23 protein-coding genes are annotated in these 25,190 nt (G+C 49.6%); 10 read left to right on the forward strand and 13 right to left on the reverse strand.

Features of this window, described 5'->3' with window-relative positions; genetic code table 11:
- Positions 1 to 2: 2 nt before the first annotated feature.
- Positions 3 to 1,679 (reverse strand): class I SAM-dependent DNA methyltransferase, encoded by a 1,677-nt coding sequence (locus tag QU595_RS10995; RefSeq protein ID WP_315921797.1) that lies wholly within the window; start codon positions 1,677 to 1,679, stop codon positions 3 to 5.
- A 219-nt stretch (positions 1,680 to 1,898) separates the two neighbouring features.
- On the opposite strand from QU595_RS10995, the gene QU595_RS11000 reads away from it, so the two are divergent.
- The 4 genes from QU595_RS11000 to QU595_RS11015 all read left to right on the forward strand — a co-directional run bounded on the left by QU595_RS11000 (position 1,899) and on the right by QU595_RS11015 (position 3,381).
- Complete coding sequence (locus tag QU595_RS11000) at positions 1,899 to 2,087, forward strand: hypothetical protein (protein WP_315921799.1); 189 nt, start codon at positions 1,899 to 1,901, stop codon at positions 2,085 to 2,087.
- Positions 2,088 to 2,090: 3 nt separating this feature from the next.
- Entirely contained in the window at positions 2,091 to 2,294 is a 204-nt protein-coding gene (locus tag QU595_RS11005) for a hypothetical protein (RefSeq protein ID WP_315921801.1), read from the forward strand.
- A 46-nt stretch (positions 2,295 to 2,340) separates the two neighbouring features.
- Positions 2,341 to 2,592, forward strand: coding sequence for a hypothetical protein (locus tag QU595_RS11010; RefSeq protein ID WP_315921803.1), 252 nt, complete (start codon positions 2,341 to 2,343; stop codon positions 2,590 to 2,592).
- 123 nt (positions 2,593 to 2,715) lie between these two features.
- Positions 2,716 to 3,381 carry a thermonuclease family protein gene (locus QU595_RS11015; protein ID WP_315921805.1) on the forward strand — a complete coding sequence of 222 codons (666 nt, stop codon included), beginning with the start codon at positions 2,716 to 2,718 and terminating at the stop codon, positions 3,379 to 3,381.
- 65 nt (positions 3,382 to 3,446) lie between these two features.
- On the opposite strand, the gene QU595_RS11020 is transcribed toward QU595_RS11015, so the two are convergent.
- From QU595_RS11020 to QU595_RS11045, 6 genes are all read right to left on the reverse strand, one after another.
- Entirely contained in the window at positions 3,447 to 4,955 is a 1,509-nt protein-coding gene (locus QU595_RS11020) for a hypothetical protein (protein ID WP_315921807.1), read from the reverse strand.
- 91 nt (positions 4,956 to 5,046) lie between these two features.
- Positions 5,047 to 6,183, reverse strand: coding sequence for a hypothetical protein (locus QU595_RS11025; RefSeq protein ID WP_315921809.1), 1,137 nt, complete (start codon positions 6,181 to 6,183; stop codon positions 5,047 to 5,049).
- Complete coding sequence (locus QU595_RS11030; protein ID WP_315921811.1) at positions 6,180 to 7,475, reverse strand: hypothetical protein; 1,296 nt, start codon at positions 7,473 to 7,475, stop codon at positions 6,180 to 6,182. Before QU595_RS11030 ends, QU595_RS11025 begins: the two co-directional genes overlap by 4 nt.
- Complete coding sequence (locus QU595_RS11035; RefSeq protein WP_315921813.1) at positions 7,472 to 8,290, reverse strand: hypothetical protein; 819 nt, start codon at positions 8,288 to 8,290, stop codon at positions 7,472 to 7,474. Before QU595_RS11035 ends, QU595_RS11030 begins: the two co-directional genes overlap by 4 nt.
- Positions 8,283 to 9,722: a hypothetical protein gene (locus QU595_RS11040; RefSeq protein ID WP_315921815.1), complete on the reverse strand. Its 1,440-nt coding sequence runs from the start codon at positions 9,720 to 9,722 to the stop codon at positions 8,283 to 8,285. The genes QU595_RS11035 and QU595_RS11040 overlap by 8 nt, the downstream gene beginning before the upstream one ends.
- Positions 9,723 to 10,765: 1,043 nt before the next feature.
- The gene (locus tag QU595_RS11045; RefSeq protein WP_315921817.1) at positions 10,766 to 11,026 is read right to left on the reverse strand and encodes a hypothetical protein; all 261 of its coding nucleotides are present in this window, start codon (positions 11,024 to 11,026) and stop codon (positions 10,766 to 10,768) included.
- 302 nt (positions 11,027 to 11,328) lie between these two features.
- Here QU595_RS11045 and QU595_RS11050 point away from each other — a divergent pair, with 302 nt between their 5' ends.
- Complete coding sequence (locus QU595_RS11050; RefSeq protein WP_315921819.1) at positions 11,329 to 12,492, forward strand: helix-turn-helix domain-containing protein; 1,164 nt, start codon at positions 11,329 to 11,331, stop codon at positions 12,490 to 12,492.
- A 314-nt stretch (positions 12,493 to 12,806) separates the two neighbouring features.
- On the opposite strand, the gene dsbD is transcribed toward QU595_RS11050, so the two are convergent.
- Complete coding sequence (dsbD, locus tag QU595_RS11055; RefSeq protein ID WP_315921821.1) at positions 12,807 to 14,591, reverse strand: protein-disulfide reductase DsbD; 1,785 nt, start codon at positions 14,589 to 14,591, stop codon at positions 12,807 to 12,809.
- A gap of 784 nt (positions 14,592 to 15,375) precedes the next feature.
- Between dsbD and QU595_RS11060 the strand changes: the two genes are divergently transcribed.
- The gene (locus QU595_RS11060) at positions 15,376 to 15,573 is read left to right on the forward strand and encodes a hypothetical protein (protein WP_315921823.1); all 198 of its coding nucleotides are present in this window, start codon (positions 15,376 to 15,378) and stop codon (positions 15,571 to 15,573) included.
- Here QU595_RS11060 and QU595_RS11065 read toward each other — a convergent pair.
- Complete coding sequence (locus QU595_RS11065) at positions 15,563 to 15,901, reverse strand: hypothetical protein (RefSeq protein WP_315921825.1); 339 nt, start codon at positions 15,899 to 15,901, stop codon at positions 15,563 to 15,565. The genes QU595_RS11060 and QU595_RS11065 overlap by 11 nt on opposite strands.
- Positions 15,902 to 16,052: 151 nt before the next feature.
- Here QU595_RS11065 and QU595_RS11070 point away from each other — a divergent pair, with 151 nt between their 5' ends.
- Together QU595_RS11070 and QU595_RS11075 are read left to right on the forward strand one after the other, a co-directional pair.
- Positions 16,053 to 16,658: a hypothetical protein gene (locus QU595_RS11070; RefSeq protein WP_315921827.1), complete on the forward strand. Its 606-nt coding sequence runs from the start codon at positions 16,053 to 16,055 to the stop codon at positions 16,656 to 16,658.
- The gene (locus tag QU595_RS11075) at positions 16,655 to 17,071 is read left to right on the forward strand and encodes a hypothetical protein (protein WP_315921829.1); all 417 of its coding nucleotides are present in this window, start codon (positions 16,655 to 16,657) and stop codon (positions 17,069 to 17,071) included. The genes QU595_RS11070 and QU595_RS11075 overlap by 4 nt, the downstream gene beginning before the upstream one ends.
- A gap of 399 nt (positions 17,072 to 17,470) precedes the next feature.
- Here the strand turns inward: QU595_RS11075 and QU595_RS11080 are convergent, their stop codons facing one another.
- Positions 17,471 to 18,322 carry a HigA family addiction module antitoxin gene (locus QU595_RS11080; RefSeq protein ID WP_315921831.1) on the reverse strand — a complete coding sequence of 284 codons (852 nt, stop codon included), beginning with the start codon at positions 18,320 to 18,322 and terminating at the stop codon, positions 17,471 to 17,473.
- A gap of 180 nt (positions 18,323 to 18,502) precedes the next feature.
- Between QU595_RS11080 and QU595_RS11085 the strand changes: the two genes are divergently transcribed.
- A complete protein-coding gene (locus tag QU595_RS11085) occupies positions 18,503 to 19,246 on the forward strand; it encodes a hypothetical protein (protein WP_315921834.1) in 744 nt (247 codons plus the stop codon).
- A 40-nt stretch (positions 19,247 to 19,286) separates the two neighbouring features.
- On the opposite strand, the gene QU595_RS11090 is transcribed toward QU595_RS11085, so the two are convergent.
- Positions 19,287 to 19,748, reverse strand: a complete 462-nt coding sequence (locus QU595_RS11090) for a hypothetical protein (protein WP_315921836.1) — start codon at positions 19,746 to 19,748, stop codon at positions 19,287 to 19,289.
- Entirely contained in the window at positions 19,717 to 20,346 is a 630-nt protein-coding gene (locus QU595_RS11095; RefSeq protein WP_315921838.1) for a hypothetical protein, read from the reverse strand. Before QU595_RS11095 ends, QU595_RS11090 begins: the two co-directional genes overlap by 32 nt.
- A 160-nt stretch (positions 20,347 to 20,506) precedes the next feature.
- On the opposite strand from QU595_RS11095, the gene QU595_RS11100 reads away from it, so the two are divergent.
- Positions 20,507 to 23,746 carry a DEAD/DEAH box helicase gene (locus QU595_RS11100; RefSeq protein ID WP_315921840.1) on the forward strand — a complete coding sequence of 1,080 codons (3,240 nt, stop codon included), beginning with the start codon at positions 20,507 to 20,509 and terminating at the stop codon, positions 23,744 to 23,746.
- A gap of 172 nt (positions 23,747 to 23,918) precedes the next feature.
- Here the strand turns inward: QU595_RS11100 and QU595_RS11105 are convergent, their stop codons facing one another.
- The gene (locus tag QU595_RS11105) at positions 23,919 to 25,181 is read right to left on the reverse strand and encodes a hypothetical protein (RefSeq protein ID WP_315921842.1); all 1,263 of its coding nucleotides are present in this window, start codon (positions 25,179 to 25,181) and stop codon (positions 23,919 to 23,921) included.
- Positions 25,182 to 25,190 lie beyond the last annotated feature (9 nt).

Genomic DNA, 25,190 nt, shown 5'->3' on the forward strand with positions numbered 1-25,190 from the left:
CGTTACGCCTCGCCAGTCATCGCACGAAAAACATAGCCGAGTTCGTTCATCTCAGCGGTAATTTCCTTCATAAGCTGGTTCGATTCCGCAAGGGTCGATTTAATGTCGACATTTTCGATAATTGCATTTTTCTGGATGTACCTTCCTGTCGTAAGATTATATTTATTGCGCGCAATCTCTTCCGAGAGCACACGGCGTGAATAGCCATCAATATCTGAACGACCTAAGAAGGCATCAACCGCATTTGTTGGTTGCCAATCGTTAATTTTGCCACTTTTTACAAAATCCTGGCTCGCATTGATAAATACGACTTTACCTTGATCGTCAGGCTTTTTCTTTTTATCAATTACCCAGAGACATACTGGAATTGGAGTCGTCAGGAACATTCCTTTGGGGAGTTCAATGATGGCTTTCAACCAATCATTCTCAATAATGCGCTTGCGATAGCTCTCAGTGCTGTCACGGAAAAGGGTTCCAAGTGGCATAACAACGACAGCCCTACCCTCGTCATTCAGCATGTCTAGAATGGTCATGAGGAAGGCATATTCGCCGTCACCCTTATTTGGAACGCCCATGAGCCATCGAGAAGATTTCTCAATGGACATTTCGGAGTGTCCGTAGTCTTTAAGTCCATATGGCGGGTTCGCAAGGATAACGTCGACCTTACCCTTGGTCTCTTTACCTAGATGTGCCTCATATTCCGTGATGCTGTTGGCGTGATAGGACTTGTGGTTGTCACCATGACCATGAAGAAGCATGTTGGCGTCACCGAGCGCATGCGATGTGCGATCCTTCTCACCAGTCCTGAACTGAAGATAACTGTTGACGTCACGATCAGCGTCATTAGGTATCGCTGCGTCCATCAGCTTTCTATAATGATTGCCGAATTCGACCATGAACGTGCACGCACCTGATGCGAGATCGGCAACCATGATGCGTCGTTCCTTGAACTCTGCTTCCAGAAATGGAATAGCGCCCCGCACAACAGGAGTTGGCGTGAAGAACTCGCCGCCCTTCTTGCCGTTGTCTGCCGCAAAGCGGCCGAGCAGATCCATATAGACGTCCGCAAAGATATCTTGGGACGCGTATTTGGTCCCGAAGTTGTATTGGTTCAGGTCTTCGATGATCTGTTCATAGTCACGGGCATCGAGAATGTTTTCGCGATTGTTTGCCCCGTAAATTTTTGGGAGAAAGTCGAACGTTGAGAAGATTTCATGAATTTTTTCGTTTGAGAACGCCTCCAAACAGTCGCGGAGTAGAACAAATTTGTTCGCAACGTTCGTCTGCAGATCTTTGCCTCCAAGGCCATCGCCATATGGAATGGTTAGATCGAGAAAGTTCTCATTGGTTGCAAAGTTGGCGATATCTGACCATTCAATGCGGTAGGTCCAAAGACCTTCTGGGGAGACGCGAAATGCGTCGCCTAGGCTCTGGTGGTTCTCAATCACCTCATCAATGTCGCTACCGCTCATCTCATAGTACGAATTTTCATTCGTACCAGCTTCGACAAAACGGTATTTAAATTCCGCACGCATATCCATGAGGCGCTTCAGGAAAATGGTTCCGACCGTGATTGCCATGTAATCGTTTGAGTTGCCGCGACCCTTGTCTCGAATTTTATCAGCAATCATCCAAACGATTTTTTGCAGGTCCGAATACGTCAGCTCGTTATTTTTCATGATACCTCTCTATCTATTCGCAAGGTATTTTTAACATTCATTTTCGTCAACACTTTTCATTTAAATTCAGTGATATTGAAGGCAATTCAAAAAATGCTTTTAGTGGAATTAATCGGCTTATATTTGTTGACAAGAACTCAATAATTATGGCAATACCGCTCCACAAACAGGCGGGCGCGATGAACATTCCGCGTTACAGACCTGAAAAGGAGAGACTACATGGAAACGAATTCGTACACGGAAAAGGGCGGCGTCATTCAGGTTCGTCTTGGGCGCAAGCACATCGGAGATATCAAGAAGAACAAGGAAAGCGGCAAATTTTTCTATAAACCGAAGGGGTCGTCAAAGCTGGTCGGCGAGGAATTCGACACCGTCGCCGCTGTGAAGCGTTCGCTTGAAGGCGAATAAGCAATGAATTGGCTTTTCGTCATTCACTTCTTCACAGGCTTGGGCATCATCGGCACGTTCGGATCGCTGCAAGCTATCTGGATGTACGGTCACCCCAGCTGGAAGCGTGAGCGTGAGTTCTGCAGCTGGATTCTCACGGCTTCGCTTTTCATGGCGGTTATCTGCGGTTTGGTGGGCGAACTCGTGATCCGTCCGCTCGGCGTTTGAAATCATTCGTACTAGATCAACAGACCTCGGCGCGGAAAGAGAAAACATGCAATCTGATAATTTCGAACGTGATCACTACGTCTATGCATCCCTTGAGGTTCTTGAGACGCTCGTTGTCTCCATCGCGCGGCGGGCTTCTAAAGACGATGCTGGATTGATGAAAGAGATCAAAACGCGTCTCGATGGTATTCGCGAGAATAACTCGCATCCACCGGAAACCCGCTGGGGAGCTGATCAACAGCTTGCGATGCAAGGCGCTCTTTCTCGCATTGGCGCTAGGCTGGATTTGGGAGCCTGACTTTCCTCATTCAGCTCGCTCGATGCTAGTTCAGAGTTAAGTATGGGCCGCTCTTTTGCGGCCTCAACTTGCTTGATCGGCGTCTTGCTTATAATGCTTCCATAGGGAAGTGAGGGGATCAGATTGAAAATCTCTGTGGCAGTCGTCGCGGCACTGATCGCGACAACCAACTTTGCATTCGCGGACACCTTTAAGGGCGATGCACTCGTGATCGATGGAGATACGATCAAGGTCGATGATGCCACTATTCGTCTCGACGGCATTGATGCTGCAGAGACTGGGCAGACCTGCACCAAGGTAGGCGGCGGCCAATGGGCTTGTGGCGAGGCAGCAACGAATAGGCTCGTCGAGCTAGTTGCTGGTGGTGTCATCTGCGAGAGCAATAAGATGGACCTCTATCGCAGGTATCTGGCAACCTGCGTGAACAAACACGGCATCAACGTCAACAGGGCGCTGGTCGCAGAAGGATTGGCTTGGGCCTTCCGTCGCTACTCGATGGATTACGCCAGTGAAGAAGACGCCGCCCGCGAGAAGGGCATCGGCATCTGGCAGGCCGTGACGGTCGCACCATGGGATTATCGGCATGGCTCGTGGACTGTTGCCACTGAAGCCGCACCAAATGGATGCCCGATCAAGGGCAACATCTCTCGCAAAGGCGAGAAGATTTATCACATGCCCTGGTCGCCTTGGTATGCGAAGACAAAGATTGATGTGTCGAAAGGCGAGCGGTGGTTCTGCGATGAGGCCGAAGCTGCAGCAGCCGGATGGCGGGCGGCATCTTGGTATTAGCCCTTGAGGCACTCGACGCCTTCGCGATCAGGAGGGCGTTCGAAGTCATTATAAGGATCGAAGCGCTATGAGTAATACATATGGTGTGTCACGCCTCCTATGAGGCGGTCTTTCCAGAAATTTCTCAGCACGTTGCCAGTGAGCGTCGCTGACATGTCTAAGCCATTTACGCTCTCATATTCGATGACGGATCGTCCGTTGATGCTGATGGCCGTTAGACCGCTGTTCGGGCAAATCCAATAGCTGTCTCGCCGCGCCAGTCCTTCAGAGTGGTTCTTGAAGTGGCCGAAGCAGGCCCGCGCCAGCTCTAGTTCGAGTCCAACTACGTGTTCGGGATCGCTTATGACGTCACCTGAGATTTTTATGGCAATGTCATAGTCGCTGGCTTCATGTTCTCTTCTGAGGTGAAGCCTAGCCAATTCTGTCACAGCGATCTGCGCCAACGGCTTGATGTGAGCACTACACATTCTGGTTTTGCTGAATTTTGATTTCGGCTGCTTACCCGAAACGAAGTTCGCTTTCAGCTCATAATTATGCTGGTTTCCGTCATCAGAGATGCATAGGGATTTCTCTAACAGCACATAGCCGACCTCCTTTCCGTACTGGCAGATCAGCAGCGTTTTGTGGCGTCCGTCCAATCCCTCAAGGACGTCTTGGGGAAGGTCGAGGCCCTTCTTCCCTACTGTGGTCGCGGGGTCGACAATTTCGATCCCGCTGCCGTTGAATGCGAGCCAGTTCTGCCAGAGCAGGATATTTTCGCTATCGGTGCTTAGGGGTTTGAATTCGGTCGTCAGGTCGTCCGCATCTGGGATGTGGAGTTTCTCGTCGAACCGATCCGACCTTTCCTTGGATAGCGGATGATGGGGAAGGACAGGATCGCTGACGATCCCGCCGCGCTCTTTGTCAAAGATCAGCTGGCAAGGAACATGCATGTCGATGAGATTCGAAAGCTCATTAGGCGCGAGCAATGGATTGCGTTTGGGGCTAAAAATCTTCACTCGCCTAAGATATTCGAATGGATGCCCGCCGAAGCTGGCAGGCATTAGGCCCGGATAGTGCTCTTTAACGTAATCCCATGGCTGTCTGAAGAATGCTGTCTTGGCTACGTCCCTGAATTTCATGTCGAAGACGATGTCTATATCTCCAACATCTGTCGCTTCCGGTCGGACCATGCTCCCGAATAGCCAAACCTGGCTAACATAGAAAGGGAGTTTATCATCGAGATTGGCGGCCTCGATGTTAGAAATAACCTCTGCAATGACCTTTTGGGCTTTCGTCTTGGGCTGTCTCTTCTGAGCCGTGGCAGAGAGGATAGCCATGCCAAGATCGGTGAGCTGTCGTAAGTGTTGCTGGCCCTCGAAAATGCCTTGCCGTTTTGCTTGCAGGATGACGCCAGAGTCCGCGAGTTCCTGAAAGAGAGCCATGACAATTGCGGGATGATAACCGAGGCCTGACCTTTTCCCGAAGTCTCTGGCCGTCTCCCACCTCGAAACCGTGATCGCCCGCAAGTATGCACGTATCGTGACCATGTCGAAGACATAGTAGAAGTCATTTCTGGAAACGAACGTGGTCATAGCAACCTCTTGTCGAGCAGACGATTGCATGCAGTGGTCTGCTTAGCAAATCAAGAAAACCGCGACCTGACCATGGTGAGTTCTTTCGGGTTCAGTCCGTCTCAGACGGTTTCACGAGCCGCACTGGTTGTCCGGTTGTTCCTGGTTCGGTCGCGATCTCGTTGCGCTTTCGCACTCGGATCTCGATCCTGCGTCTTCCCTCACTGCTTCCTGCGTCCTTGCCGTCTGTCAGCTGGTCGCTGGGGAGTGTTAGCTGTGCACCGGACATCGGCAGGATTGTCAGCCCCCGCAACTCAGGAAGCGAACTCAGGACCTGAGTGACTGCGAGCGCACGAGCGAGGCCGAGGCCCGCATTGTCGCCAGGCTTCAGGACTGCGATGTCTTTAGAGCTATTCAGGACGCTCGATATCTCGGTGTCGAGATTTGAGCGCACGCCGTTGATCCGTTGTTCGTCGGTGTGCCCGATGACCTCGACGACATCGACACCGTATTTCTTGGCGATGCCGATGATTTGGTGAGCTGTCTTATCTTGCAGCAGTTGCCGAAATGCGGGGCTGAGTTCCGCGCTACCACTCTTGAAATAGTAGTCCTTGGTCTCGCTAAGGTTGATAATGGGCGGCCATTCGTGAGGTTTGCTGCCTTCCGTCGCTTTCCCTTTTTCGGCTAGTGCCACCATTTCCATGATCTGGTCCTCAAGCGGAGTTTCTTCCGATAGGATTGACTCCAGCAAGTTGATGGCCGCGAGAAGTTCTTTGAGTCGCTCTGGATCTACGTCGATCTCACTCAGAGCTTTGGAATCCGCTTTCAGCTTCTCGATCTGGGCGATGTCTTCCGGTGTGATCTTCTGATCGATAGCGGCACGAATGACGGCTGCATTTTTGGTCAGCTCTTCGGGCACTAGCTTGACGCGCGTGATTTCGTCCATCTGCTGTTGAGCAAGAACGAGTTTGCGCCAGGTGTCCTCGGATTTGGTATTATTGAGAGCGACCTTGATCAGGTTATTGCGCTCTTCGGTGAGCTTCACGAGTTCCGCTTTTGCGTTCTCAAGTGAGGCTTCCGCTTGTTGCGCACGCTCCTTCTCTTTGACGATAATCGCGCCAGTGATCAGCAAAAGGCAGAAAACGAGCAGGAGCATGGACTCGGCCATAGTCAGGCCAAGGATCAGACCGCGATTGTAACCACGATGTTCGCTAACCGGAGTGCTGCTTTGGATCGAGGTGTCACTCATCGGAGATTCCACCAGGATTTGCGCTCTTTGACTTCTGTGGCGCTTTCACCCTCGCTCTGTGGCGCATCTGGTTGTGAGCCGTTCGCCTCGACGATACGCGGTTCCGCTGTCAGTTCGGGTTGAGGAACAACGATTGTTTCGGTCTTCAGCCTCGCTTCGGCCTGTTCGCGAATGAGCTTATCGATCTGAGTGCTTTGCTCCTTAATGAGCTTGTCTATCTGGGAATGTTGCTCTTTGACCTGCTGTGAAAGGGTCTCGTTTGATTGGATCAGCCGATCAGAATTCTGAACGTTCTTCGTAACCGCCTCGCTGATCGTGTTGATGGAACCGAGTAGGGCCTCGATTCGGGCGGATTGTTCCTTGGCAAATGCCTCGTTCTGCGCCGCCTGCTCTTCCATGGTTTGGCGAAGATCTTTGATGATGGGTGCCATCTCATCCTTCAGGACCCCGTCAGGAATAGAAACGGCTTCGAGCTTTTTGACAATGGTCTCGAATTGTCGGGTCAGTGCCTCGGCCGCCGTGACCATTGACTGGTTCGTTTTCGACAGGGCGTTGCCGGACTCATCGATTTTGGAGCCGACCTCATCGAGTTTAGTGCCGACATCGCCTAGTTTGGACGTGATCGATTTAAGGCTCGTGTCGACGATGCCAGTGAATTTCTCCGAGACCTGCTCAATCGGTTTCAGAGAGGATTCCGCGAGCTTCGTGACGGTGCTGGAAATCCGTTCTCCGGTTTTGTTTACCTGTTTGACTACACCCTCGAAGCCTTCATTAATGAGCTGATTATTAGCACGCCGAAGAGATGCAAATTCGCGTGTGGAGGATTCCAGTTCGGTGCGAACACGGCGGGCTACCGCTGCAAGATCGTGGCGAGTGGCACGTTCAATTTCGATAACGTCGCGTCGTGTCTGGTTGTAAAAAATCCGGAGCGCTATTCCGGTTATCGTGGAGCTAATAGCGATGCCGAAGTTGCGCACAACGTCATCAATCGAACTTTCTCTGGTGTAGAGAAACAGGGACGCTCCCAAACTCGCGAGGGTAAACAGGAAGCCCATGTAATAGAGGTTGTCGCCTGTTTGCTCATCGTGGAGGCGAATGGCTGAGAACATCCATGCAAGCGCGAGATAGGCGAATACGAGCGCGACTGGAACGGCCGTGGCAACAACCAGATTCATCCCTGTAAACTTGGCGAACACAATAAAGATGCATCCACCGAGGGTCAGGATCACGAACACAATCAAGGGCAGGTTGCGATAGCTGAAAACGCTCAGCCTGTTGATGACGCTGTTCAATTCATGCCCTCCAGACGAATTGGAGAGAGAAACTCGCCCCCATTGTCTACCACCCATTTGGCCCAAAATTCATTGTGCTCAATGCTGCCGAATTTCCTGTTGCGGCGATCAATGTACCAAATCCCGATTTCGATCCCCTTGAGCGAGGTAGCGAACTCGGTGCGTGCCGCGCTCTTCTTGTACGTCGCATAGTCGATGCCCGACTTGTATTGCGAGTAAGAAGGCGTGTGCTCGATCATATCCGAGGCAATGAGCAACTGCTTGGGGATGTCGTGTGCATCGTACTGGTCGAAAACCGCGAGCTTGATCTTCTGGATTCCGGCCATGATCGGGGACGCTTCCCCGCCTTCAGCCTTCGGCAAATCTTCCGCCACCTGGTCGAGGATGTTCTTGAACAGCTCCTGCCACCTCTTTTGCCTGAGGCGCGGATTTGCCGTCCATTCACTGACATTGGAGGCGTCGCCTGGATTGCAGCGGCCGAATAGCTTCTTCAGGTCCCCTGGCTTGTCGGTGAGGGCATAAATTTCGAGCAGGGAGCCGACAGGTATAGATGCCGAAGTCTTCTGAAAGTTTGTCCTGAGGTCGAGGAGCGTCGTGTCAGAGAGCGGGTCTGTGGTGTCGATAAGGAAGGCTGTCACCGCCGTTGGCCCCGATGTTGGGCACAGCGTCTCCTTATTGATGTCGGCTTCCTTGGAGGCCGCATTATAAAGATACCCAATCCCACCCAAAACGGCTGCACTGGCCGCGAACAGGCCTCCGGCCAGCATGTATGCGCCGATATGGCTTTTCTTTTTGCCTCTGCGTTTCTTAGCCATAGGCTTCGTCCGGATAGAGCTTGTCGAGTTCGTGGTACTGGTCGATGCCCTCAGAGCAGAGTTTTGTGATCTCCTTGATCTGAGAGCTAAGCTGGATCTGCGTTTGGCGGATGGCCTGCCCAATCTCTTGGCTGGTCAACTCGACAGAGCCGTCCATGCTGGGTTTGACGCGTACCAGCTTGTACGACTGCTCGAAGTATTTCGGGGTTGGCGTCTTGCGCGCCTTTCTGTTCGCCTCACGGTAGGTCTTGAGCAGGGTATTGGCCGCCCGCTCAAGGTTCTCCTGATATGTGGTGAACAGAGAAAGCATCTTTGCGCGGTGAGCCGTAATATCATTATGCTGAGCACGGCGGTCGTTGAGGCTTTCGATGATCTCCTTGACCTTCGTTTCGTGGTTGTCTCTCACGCTGGTCAGCTCATCGATCAGCTCGGCCTGCCGCTCCGTGTATTCGGCACGAGCAGCCAGCATCTGCTTATAGGCCTTTGCTAAACCAGGATAAGGATCGGTCAGGGACCATCCGTCGACGAATGCGATAAGAGAGAACAGCAAGCCTGCTGCGAACAGGAGCCATGACTCAATGTCTTGAAGGCCAACTGGATTTGCGATGGCTTGCGCAAGTGCCGCCCTGCCCGCCTCCTCGAATGTCGTTCCCGAAACCTCGCGATAATGAGCGAGGAACAGGTTGAGAGCGAGGGCGAAGCATCCGTAGAGCGCGATTGAGCCGACGCCGACCAATTTCTGGAAGAACGAAGGCAGGTAGATGCGCCTGACGCATACCAAGGCAAAAAAGAGTGTGAAGCCAATGTTCACAAAGGCAAAGAGCATTGCTTGTGTGAAGCCGCCAACCAGGCCAAGTTCATTGCCCTTGGAAAGGAAATAGCCGTTGCCGATGAACTCGAAGACTAGGATGGCGACCAGGATGGCGATTTTCAATACGAACCAGTGCGTGGCCGTGACCTGTGGAGCACGCGTGATCTTGTGCTTGGCTTTGAAGGCATTGTACGACCGCGTCGCGTCCGACAGCTTTTGCCTGAGGTCGTGAAGCTCGGCTTTTCCTTTGACGACCTCGGCCTTGAAGCTGGAGACCGCGTTGGCATTGCTGAGTTCGATCTCTGAAAACTGGCCTTGGAAATCCAGGTTGGTCAGTCGCTGCGAAAACACCTGAAGCTGGTCTTCCAGATTCTGATAGGCGTCGTTCTTGGCGTCCTCGACGAGCTGGATGATCTCAAGTTCTTTTCCGTCGAGCGACTGCGCGGCCTCATCGGGTTGCTCTTCGGCTCCCCTCGCCGCAGCTTCACGATGGATGTCGAGCTTCTTTTCGACCTTCGCGACGTCGAGACTTGGGAAGATGTAGGTTGAAGACTGGAATGGATGCCCAGCTTGCTTGGCCTTTGCCCAAAACTGGCTAAGTCCGTCCTTACTCGCGCTCAAAAAATGCACCCCCCGGCACAAACTATTGCATGCTAAAGCCAATAGAGCGAACCATGGCACAAATGCAAGGGGGAAACCTGGCTCTCACGAATGCTTAGCCACAGCACCCGATTATAAATTTGGTTATGCTTTATTGAGCCATATTGAATTGCGATCTATGTTTCACATACCGACGTTTCCAGCGGCCTACATCGCTTGGGAAGCGAGTGCGAAGTTGATCGCCAATATCGAAACGACGGTTTTGGAACGGCACAACCGGATGGGTGTTGAAGATGTCCAAGGCATCGATACAACCGCTTTAGCGCCACGGCCACTTTGCTCGACCTGTGTAGAATAGATGAATCTTTTCGTACGGCGTAGGCATCCGGGATGTAAAGCAGAATGCAACCTTCCCCTTAAACTTTGAGGGCACACTGTCGTTAGTGGGAAGTCCTTCATACCGAAAAAACTGAGGAGCGACACATAGAGCCACAGCAAACGAAACTGCCATCAAAATTTTGGCTTTTGGCAGCCGATAGGCTGATTTACCTTGCTTTGGATTATCATTTTCCATCTTACCCTCCTTAGAGCCAATTATTGGATGCAAGGGGGCCAAATTCAAATCTCCGGTGTGCCATTTAGAATTTTGGGTTGTGCCATGGATTGACTTCGGTACGATCTATGTCCGTCGCGCCCTTTTGATTGAAAAAGCGCCAAATCGGAGAGTGTTTTGTCAGATAAAATGTGACTAATCTACCAAGAGGGTTGCTTGGACACTTGGCAAACGCCGGAGATAAGGCAAGTGCCGCTATTCTAGATCTAAATGGGATGCCGTCCTCGCAAGGGTTTTTTAGTCCCATCGGAATGAATACAGCCACGAATACAAGAATGTAGATGACAGCCTTCGTGCGCTTCGTTAACGGTCGTTTTGGTCGCGAACCCTTGTTTTTTTGCCTGCTAATTTTAACTTCGAAATTTTCATCACGCATGTTGAGAACCTTTCATTTTGTGCTCTATTTCGAGCATCCTTCTTCAAAAATCCAAAGTCGGAGCTTTCTTTTCCTTCAGGTAATTCCCCGAATAAAAAAAAATATTTTCTCCATAGAGGTCGGCTGGCGCGGAAAACGACAATCCGAGACAAGATACTGTCCGTTCACCTTACGCCTGTCGGTATTTGGCTCTGGAATAATTCCTTCGTATTCGTATTGAGATGGGAGCCATACGCCAAAACAAAAAAGCACGAGGATCGCCAGATTAGTTGCATTCCTGCGAGTGAAATGCTCTTCGACAATTTGTTTTAGAAATTTTGCAAATAATTCAGTCATGGCCCTCCCCTTCCAAAGGATTATTGGCCAGAGAAATTCCGATTTCCAATCCGCCGAATTATTGGGCGACGCTTTTGACATCACCTGAGTCACCCCCCTCGTACCCTGACATGTTTCCGCCCTTCCATTTGGCTTGATCACTTACTTCCCGATATTGGAAATCTCAAGGCAGACATTCTTCATTTGGGCTTCGTCGCGCCATTCAATTTTTCATTTAAAACATGAAATATGATTTTTAATTTGACGGCGAATGTGAATTATGGTTTAGTATATAGATTACTGCAATCATAGAGAGGCCTAAAATGATTTATGGATACCTTAGACGCTCATTAATCGACACAGATGAACAGTTTAAAGAACAGGGGGTTATCGTTCGAAATCTCATGAAAGAGAGAGATAGCAAAATCTCAGCTGTGAATTTTGTTATAGAACAAATCGCAATTTCAGCGCAGTCATATCCAGAGCTTGAGCTGTTGCTAGACAAATTGGAGAATGGCGACGAATTGATCGTCGCCGCACCAGATCGCGTTGCGGGGTCCGCGCGGAAGTTTTATGATTGTTGTTCAAAGGCTATCCAGAAGGGGGCTTTCATCACTGTTGTTCGACCTCCCGTATTTGTAAGTAATTACGAGCAACCCTTGGTAAGGCCAACGTCCTTTAAGGCGAACAGCAACGAAATGTTCGTATTGGAGATGATCTCGTCGATTGAAACTCAAGTTCAGAATGAGCGCACGAATACAATTTTGAAAAATTCTGGCCGTAAGGGCGGACGACCTCCAGCGTTGAGCGAAGAACAGATCGTTCGAATGAAGCAGCGCTTTAATGAAGGCGCTACCCAGCAAGAGGTCTCGAACGAATTCGAAATCAGTCAAGCAACGGTTTCGCGTTATTACAACGAGATTATTTTGGGTAAAGGTCGAGTTCCGTCATCTCCTTACAAGAAAGATCCGGTTGTTGTTCGAGAGAAGAGGAAAATTTACGAGAGAAATCGTCGGCAGCGCATTAAGGAACAAGCTAAGCAGCAGGCGTTGGCCTCTATTGAGATGCCGACATTTGAGCAGCGATTTAGCACCATTCGTGCAGATTTGAAGGGAATCATCGAGTCTCTGGCTGAGAAAGTTGGCACAGATATCGAGATTCGGGACTATGAAGGTGACTTGAATGAAGTCGGTTTCATGTTTGAAATTGAGGGTGAAGACGATCAAATTTTCCACGCATTTTTGACGATGGTTGGCCCTGCCGTGGATGAAGATCAGAAAGACGCTGGTTATATTTGTCTTCGAGTGGGAACAGACGATGATATCGACTTTCTGGAGGCTATTGACGTCCATGAAGACAAAGAATGGGCGTCTTTTGATGATGATGGTGCTTGGAGTGAACAGCTCGAATTCGTGGCTGGGCACATCGAGACTACCGCTCAGTTGTTGAGAAATCAGCTGCCTGACAAGTCTCCCTCCCTAGGCTGAGTGCGTTGAAGAATTAGCGTGAGGTGTTGGCAATATATAATCGTTTCTGCCCTCACCTCGCCTATCGGCCTAAGCTAGCTTTTAGCTACTACACATTCCGTGAGTGGTTGTAGCTTGAAATTCATCTTTTGTCACGCTATCTTTGTATCGATCTCACTATTTTTTCCTATAAGGATTTAGAAGTACTTCACGGCTGAGTGATGCACGGCGTGTCTCACAGATTTTGATATCCTATATGGATTTTAGATATCAGTCGCACATAGAAATTCACGTTGTTATGACTACTAAACTCTTGCGAATGCATTAAACCAAGCCTAACGGGAGGCACTGGAGATTATATGTTCGATAGTAATATCACCTAACAAACGCGTCCCTTTCCGCTCCCTCCCCTCGGAATCAAAAAAGATCATCGTAGGCGGCCCAACGACATTTAGTTGTTTCATCAAATTCCGTTTTTCCTCACTTAAATGAGTTAGATCGAATTTGATCAATTGAAATCCACTTAGAGCGGTTTGTACGGCATTATCTGTCAGCACGCGCCGCTCAATCGTAAAGCATGACGCACACCACTCAGCTGTAATGTTGATGAGTGATGGTTTGTTTGAGGACTGAAGTTTAGCCTCCAGTTCGCTGATCGACGTCACTGCCGTCCACTGCAGGGCGGCAATCTGAACAGATGCGCCGCCGCCGAGACGATCTAGAGGCTTCAGCGGATCTGTGCCGCCGCTGAAAAATCCGACGATCAGGGTAGCTCCATAGATCAGTGCGGCCGCACCGATGGCACGGGCGATGATCTTGGCATTGATGGTCTTCCAGCTCTCGCTGAGCAGGAATGCGGCGATGGCCAGAGCAAGGATTGCCCAAAGGAGCAGATCTATGCCGATTGGGAGGAGCGGAGCCGCCATCCAGATCGCGCTGCCGATGAAGGCAAAGCCGAAGATGCGCTTCACATTTTCCATCCATACGCCTGCACGCGGCAGGATCGAGCCGCCGATTGTGCTCATGATGATGAGCGGAATGCCTTTGCCGATGCCGAGCGCGAAGAGTGCGGCCGCACCGAGAGCGACGTTGGCAGTCTGAGCAATGAACAGAAGTGCGCCAGCCAGAGGGGCTGTGACACAGGGGCCGACAATCAGGGCAGAGGAGAAGCCTAGAATGGCCGCAGAGCGTTTTCCGCCACGGGTACCGCTGGTCTTCGAGTGAATGACACTTGTCCACCTGGATGGCAGCTGGAGATCGAACAGGCCGAACATGGAGAGCGCGAGCACGCCGAAGATCGTGGCGACTATGCCTGCCGTGTAGGGCGACTGCAGAACCATTTGGAGGTTCTGTCCAGAGAAACCTGCAATCGCGCCAACGAGTGCGAATGCGAATGCCAGAGAGACGACGTAGATTGACGAGAGTACGAACCCGCGCTGGGGCGTCAGCTTGTCGCCCTCGCGAGCCAGAGCGGACGCCATGATCGGGTACATGGGGAATACGCAGGGCGTAAGCGCCAAAAGGATGCCGAAGAGCAAGAATGACAGGATGACGAAGGCTTCGTTCCCGTCGTCGAGGAGCGACTGAACAAGCCCCTTCTCCTTGGACACTTCGATTGCTGGCCCTTCGACCTTGATATCCGGCTTTGCCTCGGACGATGCCGCTGCGGCCCTGGTCGATGGCTTGAAGGTGAAGCTGGAGAATTTGTCCGAGCTGCTCGGCTTCGTGACTTCGAGTGTAGCGGGATCGATAATGCGAGTCTGAAGCGGATAGCAAATACCTTCGTCCTGGCACCCCTGATACTGTAGAATGATGGGGCCGGACTGCGATGGTGTTAATGAGGCCGTTGCAAAGCTGTGATAGATTTCGGTCTGGCCGAAGTTCGGGTCGTCTTTCTGGACACCAGGTTCGCTATAAACCCTGAGAGTTTCGTCGCCTTGTTTGGCGTCGATGTGATCCCGATAAAGATAATACCCGTCAGCGATGTTCCAATTGAACGTGATGCCGTCATTCCCGTATTTGACGGAAAGACGAAAAGCTTCATCGGTCGGAAGCGGGTCGGCGGCCTGCGCAATGGACATAAATCCGAGTACGGCCAGTGCTGAAATAAAAATTCGCATAATTCGTCCTGTAAGGTTGGCGATACGAATATAGCTTGAAATGTGAACCTTATGCAGGCCTTAAGGTGCAAATAATTGTGAGTGAAGCCACAAGCCGTGAGACAACGGGATTGACGTATTTAAGGAGTTAGAAAAGCTCGCACTCCTTAAATTAAAATGGTCTTGATGTCATCGATCCATGTCCGTCATTTCAAAGTACCTCTGACTTATCTTGGAGAGCTATACTCGGCTTGAAATTTAATATCGAACTTGACCCTGTCGAGAATAGCAGAACCAGTAATGAGAAACTGCGCCATCATTATAATAATGAAGATTATAATCTGGTTGAATGGCAATTTGGCTCGTTTCTTGACTCCTTCTGACGCTTGCATGATAATACCCTCCTTAATTCGTCGCGCTGCCGGAATTAGCAGTAACAATATAGAGAGTAGCCATATAGTCATAGGAAATCAAGCTTTCATGATTTCCGATTTAAAGGGGCGCTCAATCACGAGAAAGTCTTCTTCGGAATTGTTAAGCCTTTTCAATACTTTGAAGGCTTAACAATGGGACTACGCGGGAGATTAGGTGATCAAAACAGGAGTATTCTGTCGGCCGAAATTCGACCTAGGCACACCGTCCAATAAGCTTTAGTAGCTGTCGAATACGAAGTAATCGCAAGGGCTGGCATCCTCACTGAATACCTCAAGGAAACATTCGAACCTAACCCGCGAACCGAATTTAGGTCTGGCGTTTAATGCGCCGATGTGCCTTAGCTGTCCTCGGGGATTAAAGGAGGTCGAAAATGACAATCAGCTACAAATATCGCAAGGAAGGCGACGGCGAAAACGAGAGCTACATGGTCTACGCCTATGAGTATGACGAATTCGGCGACCGTGAAGTCGAAACCGATCTAGTGCCCGTGACGACGGAGGCGGAAGCTATCGCAATGATTGGCATCCTCACTGAAGATGCCAAGGAAGCATTCGGGCCTAAGCCGTAGCCTCGTTTTTGGCAGGCCGTTCGTCTTCGAATGGAGCTGCATGAATAAGGCGCGTCGTCATGAACTGAGCGGCGTAGCGTAGAATTTCAGCGAATTCGTGCTTCTCTTTTTTGGTTTTTGGTGGGTTCTTTTCGAACCTGTCGGCGATATGCAGAAGGTATTCTTCGCCAGTTTTGAGCTGTTTGACGAATTCGGGGTCTTCTTGAACAATGACTTCCTGGATGGCAAGGGTCGGGACAGCAGTTTTGGGCAACATCCATTTCTTAGAAAATAGTTCGACAAGCGCCCCAGTCTCGTCATCCAATTCAAAATTGCAGACTTCAATCATTTTTTTCGTCCTCGATGAATTGACCCCATTTATTTATTTACAAGATTTAGGCCTCCCTTCAAGCGTTTTTTATTTTATAAAATGCAATTTTGTTGACTTGTTCTAATTATTTATTTATCTAAGCGCAAAATCGACCAAAAGGAGGGTGGATGTGAAGTTATTCAAGAATATTTTTATCGCCTCAATCGTATCGGCTTCTATGTTGATGCCGCAAATTGCGGAAGCGGGGAAAATTTCGAAAGCGGTTGGTGCATATACAACCTACAAAGCCATTCAAGGTGCGGCAAAGGTTGGGAAGGCGGCCAAAGGAGCCGCTGTGATCGTTAAAGAAGCACCAAAATTCAGGGGCGATCTAAGGCGCTACATCCGCCAGATGGAACAATATTCCGGCCGCAAAATTTCCAAATCGCAGCTTACAGAGTTGAAAAAGTGCTTGCGAGATCCAAAATGCTATACAGGAAAAAAACATCCTGATGATTTCGTCGGGAAGACCAGAACTGATGCCCTTAAAGAATGGGCAAGGGACAACAATGAGAGTTGGCCGCGCTATACAAAGGAAGTGCCAAACCCAAACGGTGGTCGTCCGCTCGCCAAAATTGGAGATAACTATGATGGGCATCATATTATCCCCAAATCAAAAGGTGGGCCACATAAGGGTTGGAATATGCTACCTGTTCCAAAACCATATCATATGGGGAAAATCCATCTAAAGAATTCGCCCCTTAGTAAAATGTTGAACAAGGGAAAATCGAAATGAGTGAGAAACTCTCTGTAGTTCCAAAATACTATCCAGTCAATAAAGACTATATCTCTCGGTTGGAGGGAATCGTCTTTGTTCCAGAAAGTCTTAAGCTTTTCTGGGTGGAGCACGGAACATCGTTCTTCAATAGGGATGAGAACGATGAACTCGTAAATGAAGACGCACTCAACGTCATGTTGTCCCCCGATGAAATCATCGACATTCTGGAGAATGCGGATGAGGATGACCTCGAAACATACAAGCGTGGACTTCCATTCTTCGAGCGATACGACCTTTGTTACTTTCTGATTACCGCCGCTGGACAGGTCATCAACGAGTACAACGGCAAGGTTACGGTCATCGCGGATTCAATTGACGATTTCGTTAGCAAGCTCACTGAAGACAGCTCTTTCTATGAGGCCCTGCTGTAAGTCGGCTTGAACTTACATGGAAAAAAGGGCGGCCACTTGGCCGCCCTTTTTTGAGGTCTCAGACCTTGGCCCGTCATCAGAACTTGATAACGAATCTCGCTCCCGACCGTGTGCGATGCCGACCTCGAAGAGATCTGAGCCTGATTCGACTTCTTCGAGACGGGGATGTCCATCCCAGCTTCATCAGGGCGTCCTTGGCAATCGGAGCACCGTGGATGGTGAACTCGTCAGAGCCATTGAAGCCGTGAGATCCCCCGCCACGAACGCTGTTGGATGCCCTGCGATAGCTTACGCCTGCAGAAACGGTCGCTTTGGTCTTTTTGGCCAGCTGGATGTCGGTCTTTGCGCGGACGCCCACGGTGCGGAACTGCGGGAAGTCCATCCGTTAAGGATCGGGGATTAATCCCGACCTATGAGCCGATTGGACCAAAGATGTTTGGCAACGCCTGATCGGAAGCGTTGTTTGTTCTCCATGAGATCGGCAGCCTTTACGGCAACATCATGGATCAGGTCCTTGGTCTCCAAGGTGGTTACACCGCCAGTTATGGTCATTTTGTTTATGTGCCCCGCAAATGAATAACTTGTTGGCACTGCTTCAAAGAGAGCCTCGAAATAATCGACTGGATTGCCATCTATTTTTCCGACGATGACAGCCAAAGCCTCGAAACCGAAGTGATACACCTTGAATTCATTTTCGTGCTCAAGCTCTCGAACGCTTGTCGCGAACGTAGCCAAAATATTTTTTACGGCCTCAACTCCAAATTTGGCGACGGTGTTTGTCAGTGCATCCACTGAAAAGACAGATACATAAGAGGATGCCACACCAGTGATCGCAGGCGATTTTGCTTCTTCCAAAGCTGGGAACTTGCTTGCCAAGTACGAGTTGGCAATTAGCTCAACCTCGGCGGCTGCAGGATCAAATAACTGGATATCGACCGAGGGTGCCCAAATAGGCTCAATAGCATCAATCGTAGACCTTACCTCCTGAAATGCCTCCCAGACGTCCACGTCGCGCTGCAGGTTGAGCCAGATATCGGTGCTCGTTCCTGTCGCCTTCGACAAACGCAAAGCCATTCCTGGGGTGACTGATCGTTTTCCAGTTACGATCTGGTTGATCGTAAATCTTGAGGTGCCAATCGCGTCAGCGAGCGTTTCCTGCGTCACATTGGCATATCTGAGCAACCTCCGAAGGTAAGAACCAGGACCAGGAGGTGGCGAAACCTGCCTTGAAAGGTTTTTCAAATTAATCATTTTGCGTCTCCAGCCCTTGTCGAGCTACCGAAGGAACGGTGAGCCGTCAACAATGCCAGGCATTACATCTGAACCAATCGGGCCTATTTTCTGAAAACCTCGCAATTCATTGGCTATCAATTGCCTTGTTGATGGCGATCCCTCGTCGTATCCAAGAATAACAGGCTCTGAGTAATTAGAATGACTGATCTCCCTATTCTGTCTTTTGACCACCTATTTCACATCGGTACGCTGAATGCCGACGATAGGAGCCGCAACTATCGAGATTCATACGAAGGCAATTGCCTCTCCGTCTCGGTCACTCCGCACGCCTGGCAGCAGATTGCGAAGCTCGGCGGCTACGACCTCCATGAACTGACCAAGGAAGGCGGCCAGCTGGTGGACGTGCATGCCACCAGGAATTCGGATGACTTCGCTGAGATCGTCGCTTGGGGGAAGGCAAATGGCCTTGTTGAGGATCGCCAGGTCTTCAAGGGCTGGGAGTGCAATGAGGACGATGAGTGGGCCTATACCTATTTCGAAAGCGAAGAGGCAGCGCTCGAAGAACTCGACATGGATGGTGAGTATGAGGGCGATATCGACCTTCTTCCGCATCCAGAAGATCACAAGGCGATTGAACCCGTAACGATCCTCGGCGGGACAGCCGCGCTGTCTCAGATCGTCGGCCGCGATTTCGATGTGGCTGAAGCCGTCGATGACTACCTGATCATGGCCTACGCCCGTCAGGTGATGGACGTCGACGGTATCTGGTGGAACGAGGCCTACGATCCAGACAGCTATTCCGCTCCTCGTGGCGGCATCTTCCCGAACAAGGTCGCCGAATGGACTGCGGTCGAGATCGACTTTGACGCTGTGGACGATGACGATGAGCTTTGTGAACTCAATGAGATCATGGCTGACAGCATCTCGGGGCCGAAGCTTTGATCTCATTGAGCATCGCTTTTCCCAAGGGTATCAAAACACTTCAACGGCTGAACGCTGGAGAATGAACTGGATGATCCAACGGCTCAGACAGCCACTGCTCGACGCGCTGTTCCGCCTGCCAAGTCCTAGCTCTGCGTAAAGGGACAGCTTCTGTAAAGATGTTTCTGGAGCGGAACTCCGAAGGTGATGTGAATGTTAGATACTCTCGCAAGTCCTCTTCAGTAGTTGAAAACCAAGGCTCATCGAGAAATCTTTTCGGATCATAGACCCATTTCGGTGTGAAGCTAAGCCGATACCTCTTTGACAAATAGTCTGCGGATGCAGCGTAGAGAGCGTTCAATCGCTGATCGTCGAGAATCAGAGGCTCATCGGCAAGACAAGCAATCATTTGCGCCTGGGTGGTGCGATCATAGAAATAATCTAGGAACTCAGAGAATTCCTTAACAGAATTCGCACCATTTCGGACCCTTTCAGAGACCTCTAACAGGGTAAAAGGGCGCATCGTCTTCTGACCTTTCGAAGTTAAAAAGCTGTTTCATCAAGAATCTTTTGTCGTCATGCTTCGCTGAGACCGGAAAATACTTTCCAAGTATCTCCATTGCGGACTCTATATCACGAACGCTGTTCACTTCCAACAGATTTTGAATGTCACGTTTTTCCTGTTCGCCCTTTGAGGGGTCTAAAACTCGCATCGCTTTCAGTTTGAGCGCCAACATGTATTCAGCAGTGGGGACGAATACCCGTATTCCCTCGCTCTCACCAATTCTGGGGAAGGTGCTATACAGCCAGTGGTCGTCGTCTTTTGTGGCTAGGCGGCTAAGATGAAAATCCACGGCATCATTCAGCCAGTTTTCTTCCTCTTGAAAACCCATGTCTTTTGCAATCTCAGCAACAGCTGCATCGAACCATTCAGGTTTGGAATCTCCCAAAGAAGCTATATCGACATCTCCGGTAGAGTATCTAAAATTGCTTGCAAACATAAGTGCAGATCCTCCGTACACGAGGATTTCGATAATCGTGCCGTTCTCTGCTGCTGCTTTGCCCAAACGATCAAAAGCGTCAAGCAACGCCTTTCGATCAATGTCCCTGCGTTCTGCCATATGATCTCTCTCGTTTAATAGCCCAAGATAACACATGTACCTTAGGAGGGAAAGCGTTCAGCGCGTGGTGGCGGCCAACTCTTGGGCTTAAGGGATAAATAAATGTGGACATAACCCTCCATTTATTTATCCTTATTATTCACAAAATTAAAGGTGAATAATGGCAAGGTCGTCCGCATTTCAATTTTTTCACAGTGAAATTTCTAGCAAATATGAAGTCAGGTCATTCGAGGACATTTTTCTTGCAATTTCTAGAATTGAGGATGGCTCACAAAAACAGCAGGACGCGGTCAAAGGCAGGCTTTTTGAGGTGTTCGTGCATGCAATGCTGATCACCGATCCGGTTTATAACGTCAGGTATGCGTTTAAGCCTGGTGATGCTTCAGAAGTTTCAGACATCAAAAACACCGTATTGAAGCGCTTGAACATCAAAGATGAGGACAACGGCATCGATCTCGTTCTCGTAGACGGCAATGACCGTGTTATCGCTGTTCAGGACAAGTTTCTAAGCGATACAAAAGGGTCGGTGTCATTCAGCAGCCTGTCGACATTCTATTCACAGTCAAAGAAGGCTGACATCGAAATTATTGTCACCACGGGCGCTAACATCGACAAACAGAATAAAGACCCAGACTCCAAGCCACGGATCAAGCTGACATACGATGATCTGTCAGCGCTCTCGCCTGAGAGAATCCAAGTCATTTTGGAATACATTCGCTTGGGTGATCGAAAGCTCATTACTCGAAAGACCCCTCGCCCCGATCAGGTTGAAGCTCTCAAGAATTTGGAATTGGGCTTCGATCATCTGGGAGACCGAATTCAATACATTTCAGCGTGCGGAACCGGAAAGACATTTGTGTCATCTCGGCTCATCCGCGAACGCTTTGCGAATCATGGCGGCAACATTGCCGTTTTTGTGCCCAGTCTGAATTTGATGAAACAGACGGTCGAGGCCTGGGCGGAAGAGATGTCGGATCTCAATCATTACAGCTTTCAGGCAATTTGCTCCGATCCGACCACAATCGACGGCGGTCTTCGGATTGTGGGAGATAATGCTGATATCCATGTTGATGACCTGAAGTTTGCTACATCGACGAATGTCGCTGATATCCGGACGTTCCTGAACAAGCAGCCTAAAAAGAAGGAGCTGAAGGTCACGTTCTGCACTTATCAGTCGTCACCTGTTCTGGCTGAAGCTGTCTCTGGTTCTGCGATTAAGACATTCGACATTGGATTGTTCGATGAAGCTCATCGCACGGCGGTTGCTGGCGACGTAGAAGCTGTTAATCAGAGTGCATTCACTTTGCCTTTGAGTGACGAAAACATTCCGATTGCGAAGCGTCTGTTCATGACAGCGACACCTCGTATTCGAAATTCAGCGAAGAGCGAGAAAGCCGATCAGGAAGTCTATTCCTATTCGATGGACAACCAGGAGATTTATGGCCCTGTCGCTCATGAATACAAATTTGCGAAGGCTGTTGCCGATAAGGTCATCGTTCCGTTCAAGATTATTTTATCGGTTGTCTATGACGATGACGTGAAACAGATTCAGAGGTCTTATCTGGAGACGACCAATCTGACGCTGGATGACAAGTCTGCGATAAAAGTTGTAGCGCTCAAAAAAGCTGCGGAAATGTCAGGCGCGACGAACATTATCACCTATCAAGGTCGCACGCTGGACGCAAAGAACATGGCCAAGGTTCTGGGTGATATCATGCCTTCAGGCTGGTCTGTTGACCACGTGAACGGCACCATGAACACCAAGGAACGTTCCAGGAGAGTTTCTATCCTTGGAACCGACAATCCTGCGATTGTTACGAACTCTCGGGTATTAACGGAAGGCGTAGACATTCCTCGCGTCGACATGGCTGCATTCATCGACAACGTCAGCAGCGAAGTTGATATCGTCCAGGCTGTCGGACGCGTTATGCGTACGGCAGCGGGTAAAGATTATGGGTACGTGACGCTTCCAGTTCATGTCACGCTGAAGTCCGGTCAGGCTGATGACGAAATCATTGAGTCAAAAACCTTGAGCACGATGGCGAAAGTCATCAGTGCATTGATGTCGGAAGATGAGAATTTGGCCTATGCCTTGCGTGAAGTCCGGGCCGCGCGTGGTAGCAAGGACACCGAACGTCAAAAGATGGCGAGTGAAAATCTGCGGAAGATCATCAGCTTTGCAGGTTCAAAAGCAGGCTTCGCGCATGAGAAGCAGCTGATTTCTGAAGAGCGTCTTTTCAATATGATCGAGACCAGAATTGTTGATCGACTGACATCGTCATTTTGGGCCAGGTTTGAGGAACTTAAGAAATATGTGGATGAAAAGGGGGCATTCCCGAAGGGGACCAGTGACGTGAAGTTTGGGGATGGGGCATTAATGGGGAAGTGGTGCTCACACCAGAGACGAAATTTCAGAAACAACAAACTATCTAAAGATCAGATTGCAGCTCTAAATGAGATTGGGTTTCAGTGGAGCCTTCAAGGCGATTCTATATTTTATAAAAAAGTTGAAGAGCTTAGAGCATACCTTGCCCAACACGGTAGCTGGCCTAGGTATGATAGTAATGCGGCGTTCGAGAATGGAGCGTCAATGGTTGCATGGTGCGATGCAAGGAGACAAGATTATAAAAAAAATGTACTCTCTGAAGATCAGATTGATGCTCTAAATGAAATCGGGTTCCAGTGGGCTTTTGTAGATAGCTCAATTTTTTTCAAAAGAGCTGAAGAACTGATGGAATATCTATCTTTTCAAAATGAACTTCCTAGCCAACGTAGCGATGTTGAATTCAGTGACGGGACGAAGATTGGCAGATGGTGTGATGATCAGCGTCAAAAATATAAGAAATGCAAACTGTCACAAAGAGAAATTGACTGTTTAGATAGCATTTGTTTTCCGTGGTCTGTCAAGACTCCATTGCTTTTCGATATTAGGGTTAAGGAAATAAAGGAGTACAATGCCAAATATGGAATGTGGCCATCAACCGGAATTAAAACTAAAGATGAAAAATTTGTAGATGGTGCATTGATGGGAAAATGGTGCAACTTGTTGCGTGAAAAATACAGGAAGCAAAAACTCAACCAAAAACAGATCGATGCCTTAAATGAAATTGGTTTCCATTGGCATGTGAAGGGTGACGCGGTTTTTTATAGAAGAGTTGAGGAGCTATCTATTTATTTTAATAATACTGGTGATTGGCCCCGAAGGAAAAATAAAGAACTTTTTGAAGACGGGACCGAAATGGGGGAATGGTGCAATTCTCAGAGGAAAAAATATAAATCTAACAGGCTTTCTCCTCAAGAAATTGAGGCCTTGAATGGGATTGAATTTCCATGGTCGCTATCGAATTATCTTCCTTTAAATTTTCGTAAAGATTCGAAAACTAACCAATTATGTTGGTGAGAATGGTTTTAGCAGGCAAAATCAGCATGCAATATTCCAAGATGGAATGATGATGGAATATTTCCAGGTAGCAAAACGTCTTAAAGCACTTGATAAACAAAGAGCCGCGCATTCGTGTGCGGCTCAAAATTGTTTGTCTGTGAGGTTAGCAGATTGATAGCCTGTTAGTTTGTCAGGCTACCAGCTTCATTAGCAGATCGATATCGGCATAGACCTCCTCGCGACCTAGAATGCGCGTCTCGTAGTCGGCTTCGATCTGGTAGAACTGGACCTCAATGGATTGGCCGCCTCCGTTCTGATGCTTCGAGACGGTCAGGTAGGCATTTGCGCCTTCTGGAGCGTGGCGCAGGACATCAGCATTGTCGTACTTGAAGAAGAATGGGCTTGCAGGCTCTCCAAGATTGACGCTGACGACATCGCCGATCTTGCTGGACGATTTCAGGTGATGAAGCGGATAGCCGCTGTCCATCACGCACCCCTGCTTCCGAGTCTGGATATAAAGTTTGCCGCCCTGCTCAAGTAGCTGTTCGAAGGTGCGGCCATCTTCACCCGTATGGGGAACCGTGATCTTTTCCGGCGAGTTGCTGGCGATGTTGGAGATGTCGCCGCCTTCCTTGATGCTGGAAAGCGCACTGCCGCGAATGCCCACAAAGCGTGATCCATTAGAACGGCCGTGATGATCAATTTCCGAAAGCAGAGCAACCTTACCTTGTTTGTCTACTCCGTGGGTGTTGGAGAGTTGCGAAATCGATAGGAGACGAGCAGCTGCTAGCTTTCGGTCTCCATTCGACAGGTTCTTATGGATGCAGACGCTCGCCCAATCGTCTCCGCAAGGCATTAGTGCACCGTGGCCAATGTCATGAATGAAAACGATGTCGCTTGCTCCTTGAGGGTTTTCGATGATGCCCGCGTCGATGGTATTCTGCAAATAGGATGCTGCCAACGAAACGTCGCCGCCCATGCGTGCCACCGTCCATGGATCATCAAGTGCTTCATCCATAGTGCGGTATTCACGGAATTTGCGATTTCCATCAGGCGCATAGGCTGACAGGTCGATAATCGTCACGTCGCCGAACTTGCCATCAACAAGGTCGTGAAAACTGGCAATGTCGATGTAGCCATTGTCCTGTGGGTGAAAGCCTTCGATCTGTTCGTAAGCTTTCACCCAATCTTCCGGCGTGAAAAGAGGTCCGTTGCCATGGGTGACGACTGCAAGCGGAACGCCCGTTTTTGACAAGCCGATATATTCTGCCGAGGTCGTGGTGTAATATCGGTTCCAGACTTCCTTATCGGTGTCATTGGCGGCGCGAGCCTGGACAATGTCTTTCATGGTCGCAACACGCCCAGTGACGCCAGCAAAAGCCTGAGCGGTTTTCCAGGATTGTGCGAAGCCGAGATCATTGAAGAAAGAGCGCGAAGAAACAGGATTATTCATATAAAGCCA

The sequence above is a fragment of the Mesorhizobium sp. SP-1A genome, assembly GCF_032460275.1.
GTDB lineage: Bacteria > Pseudomonadota > Alphaproteobacteria > Rhizobiales > Rhizobiaceae > Mesorhizobium.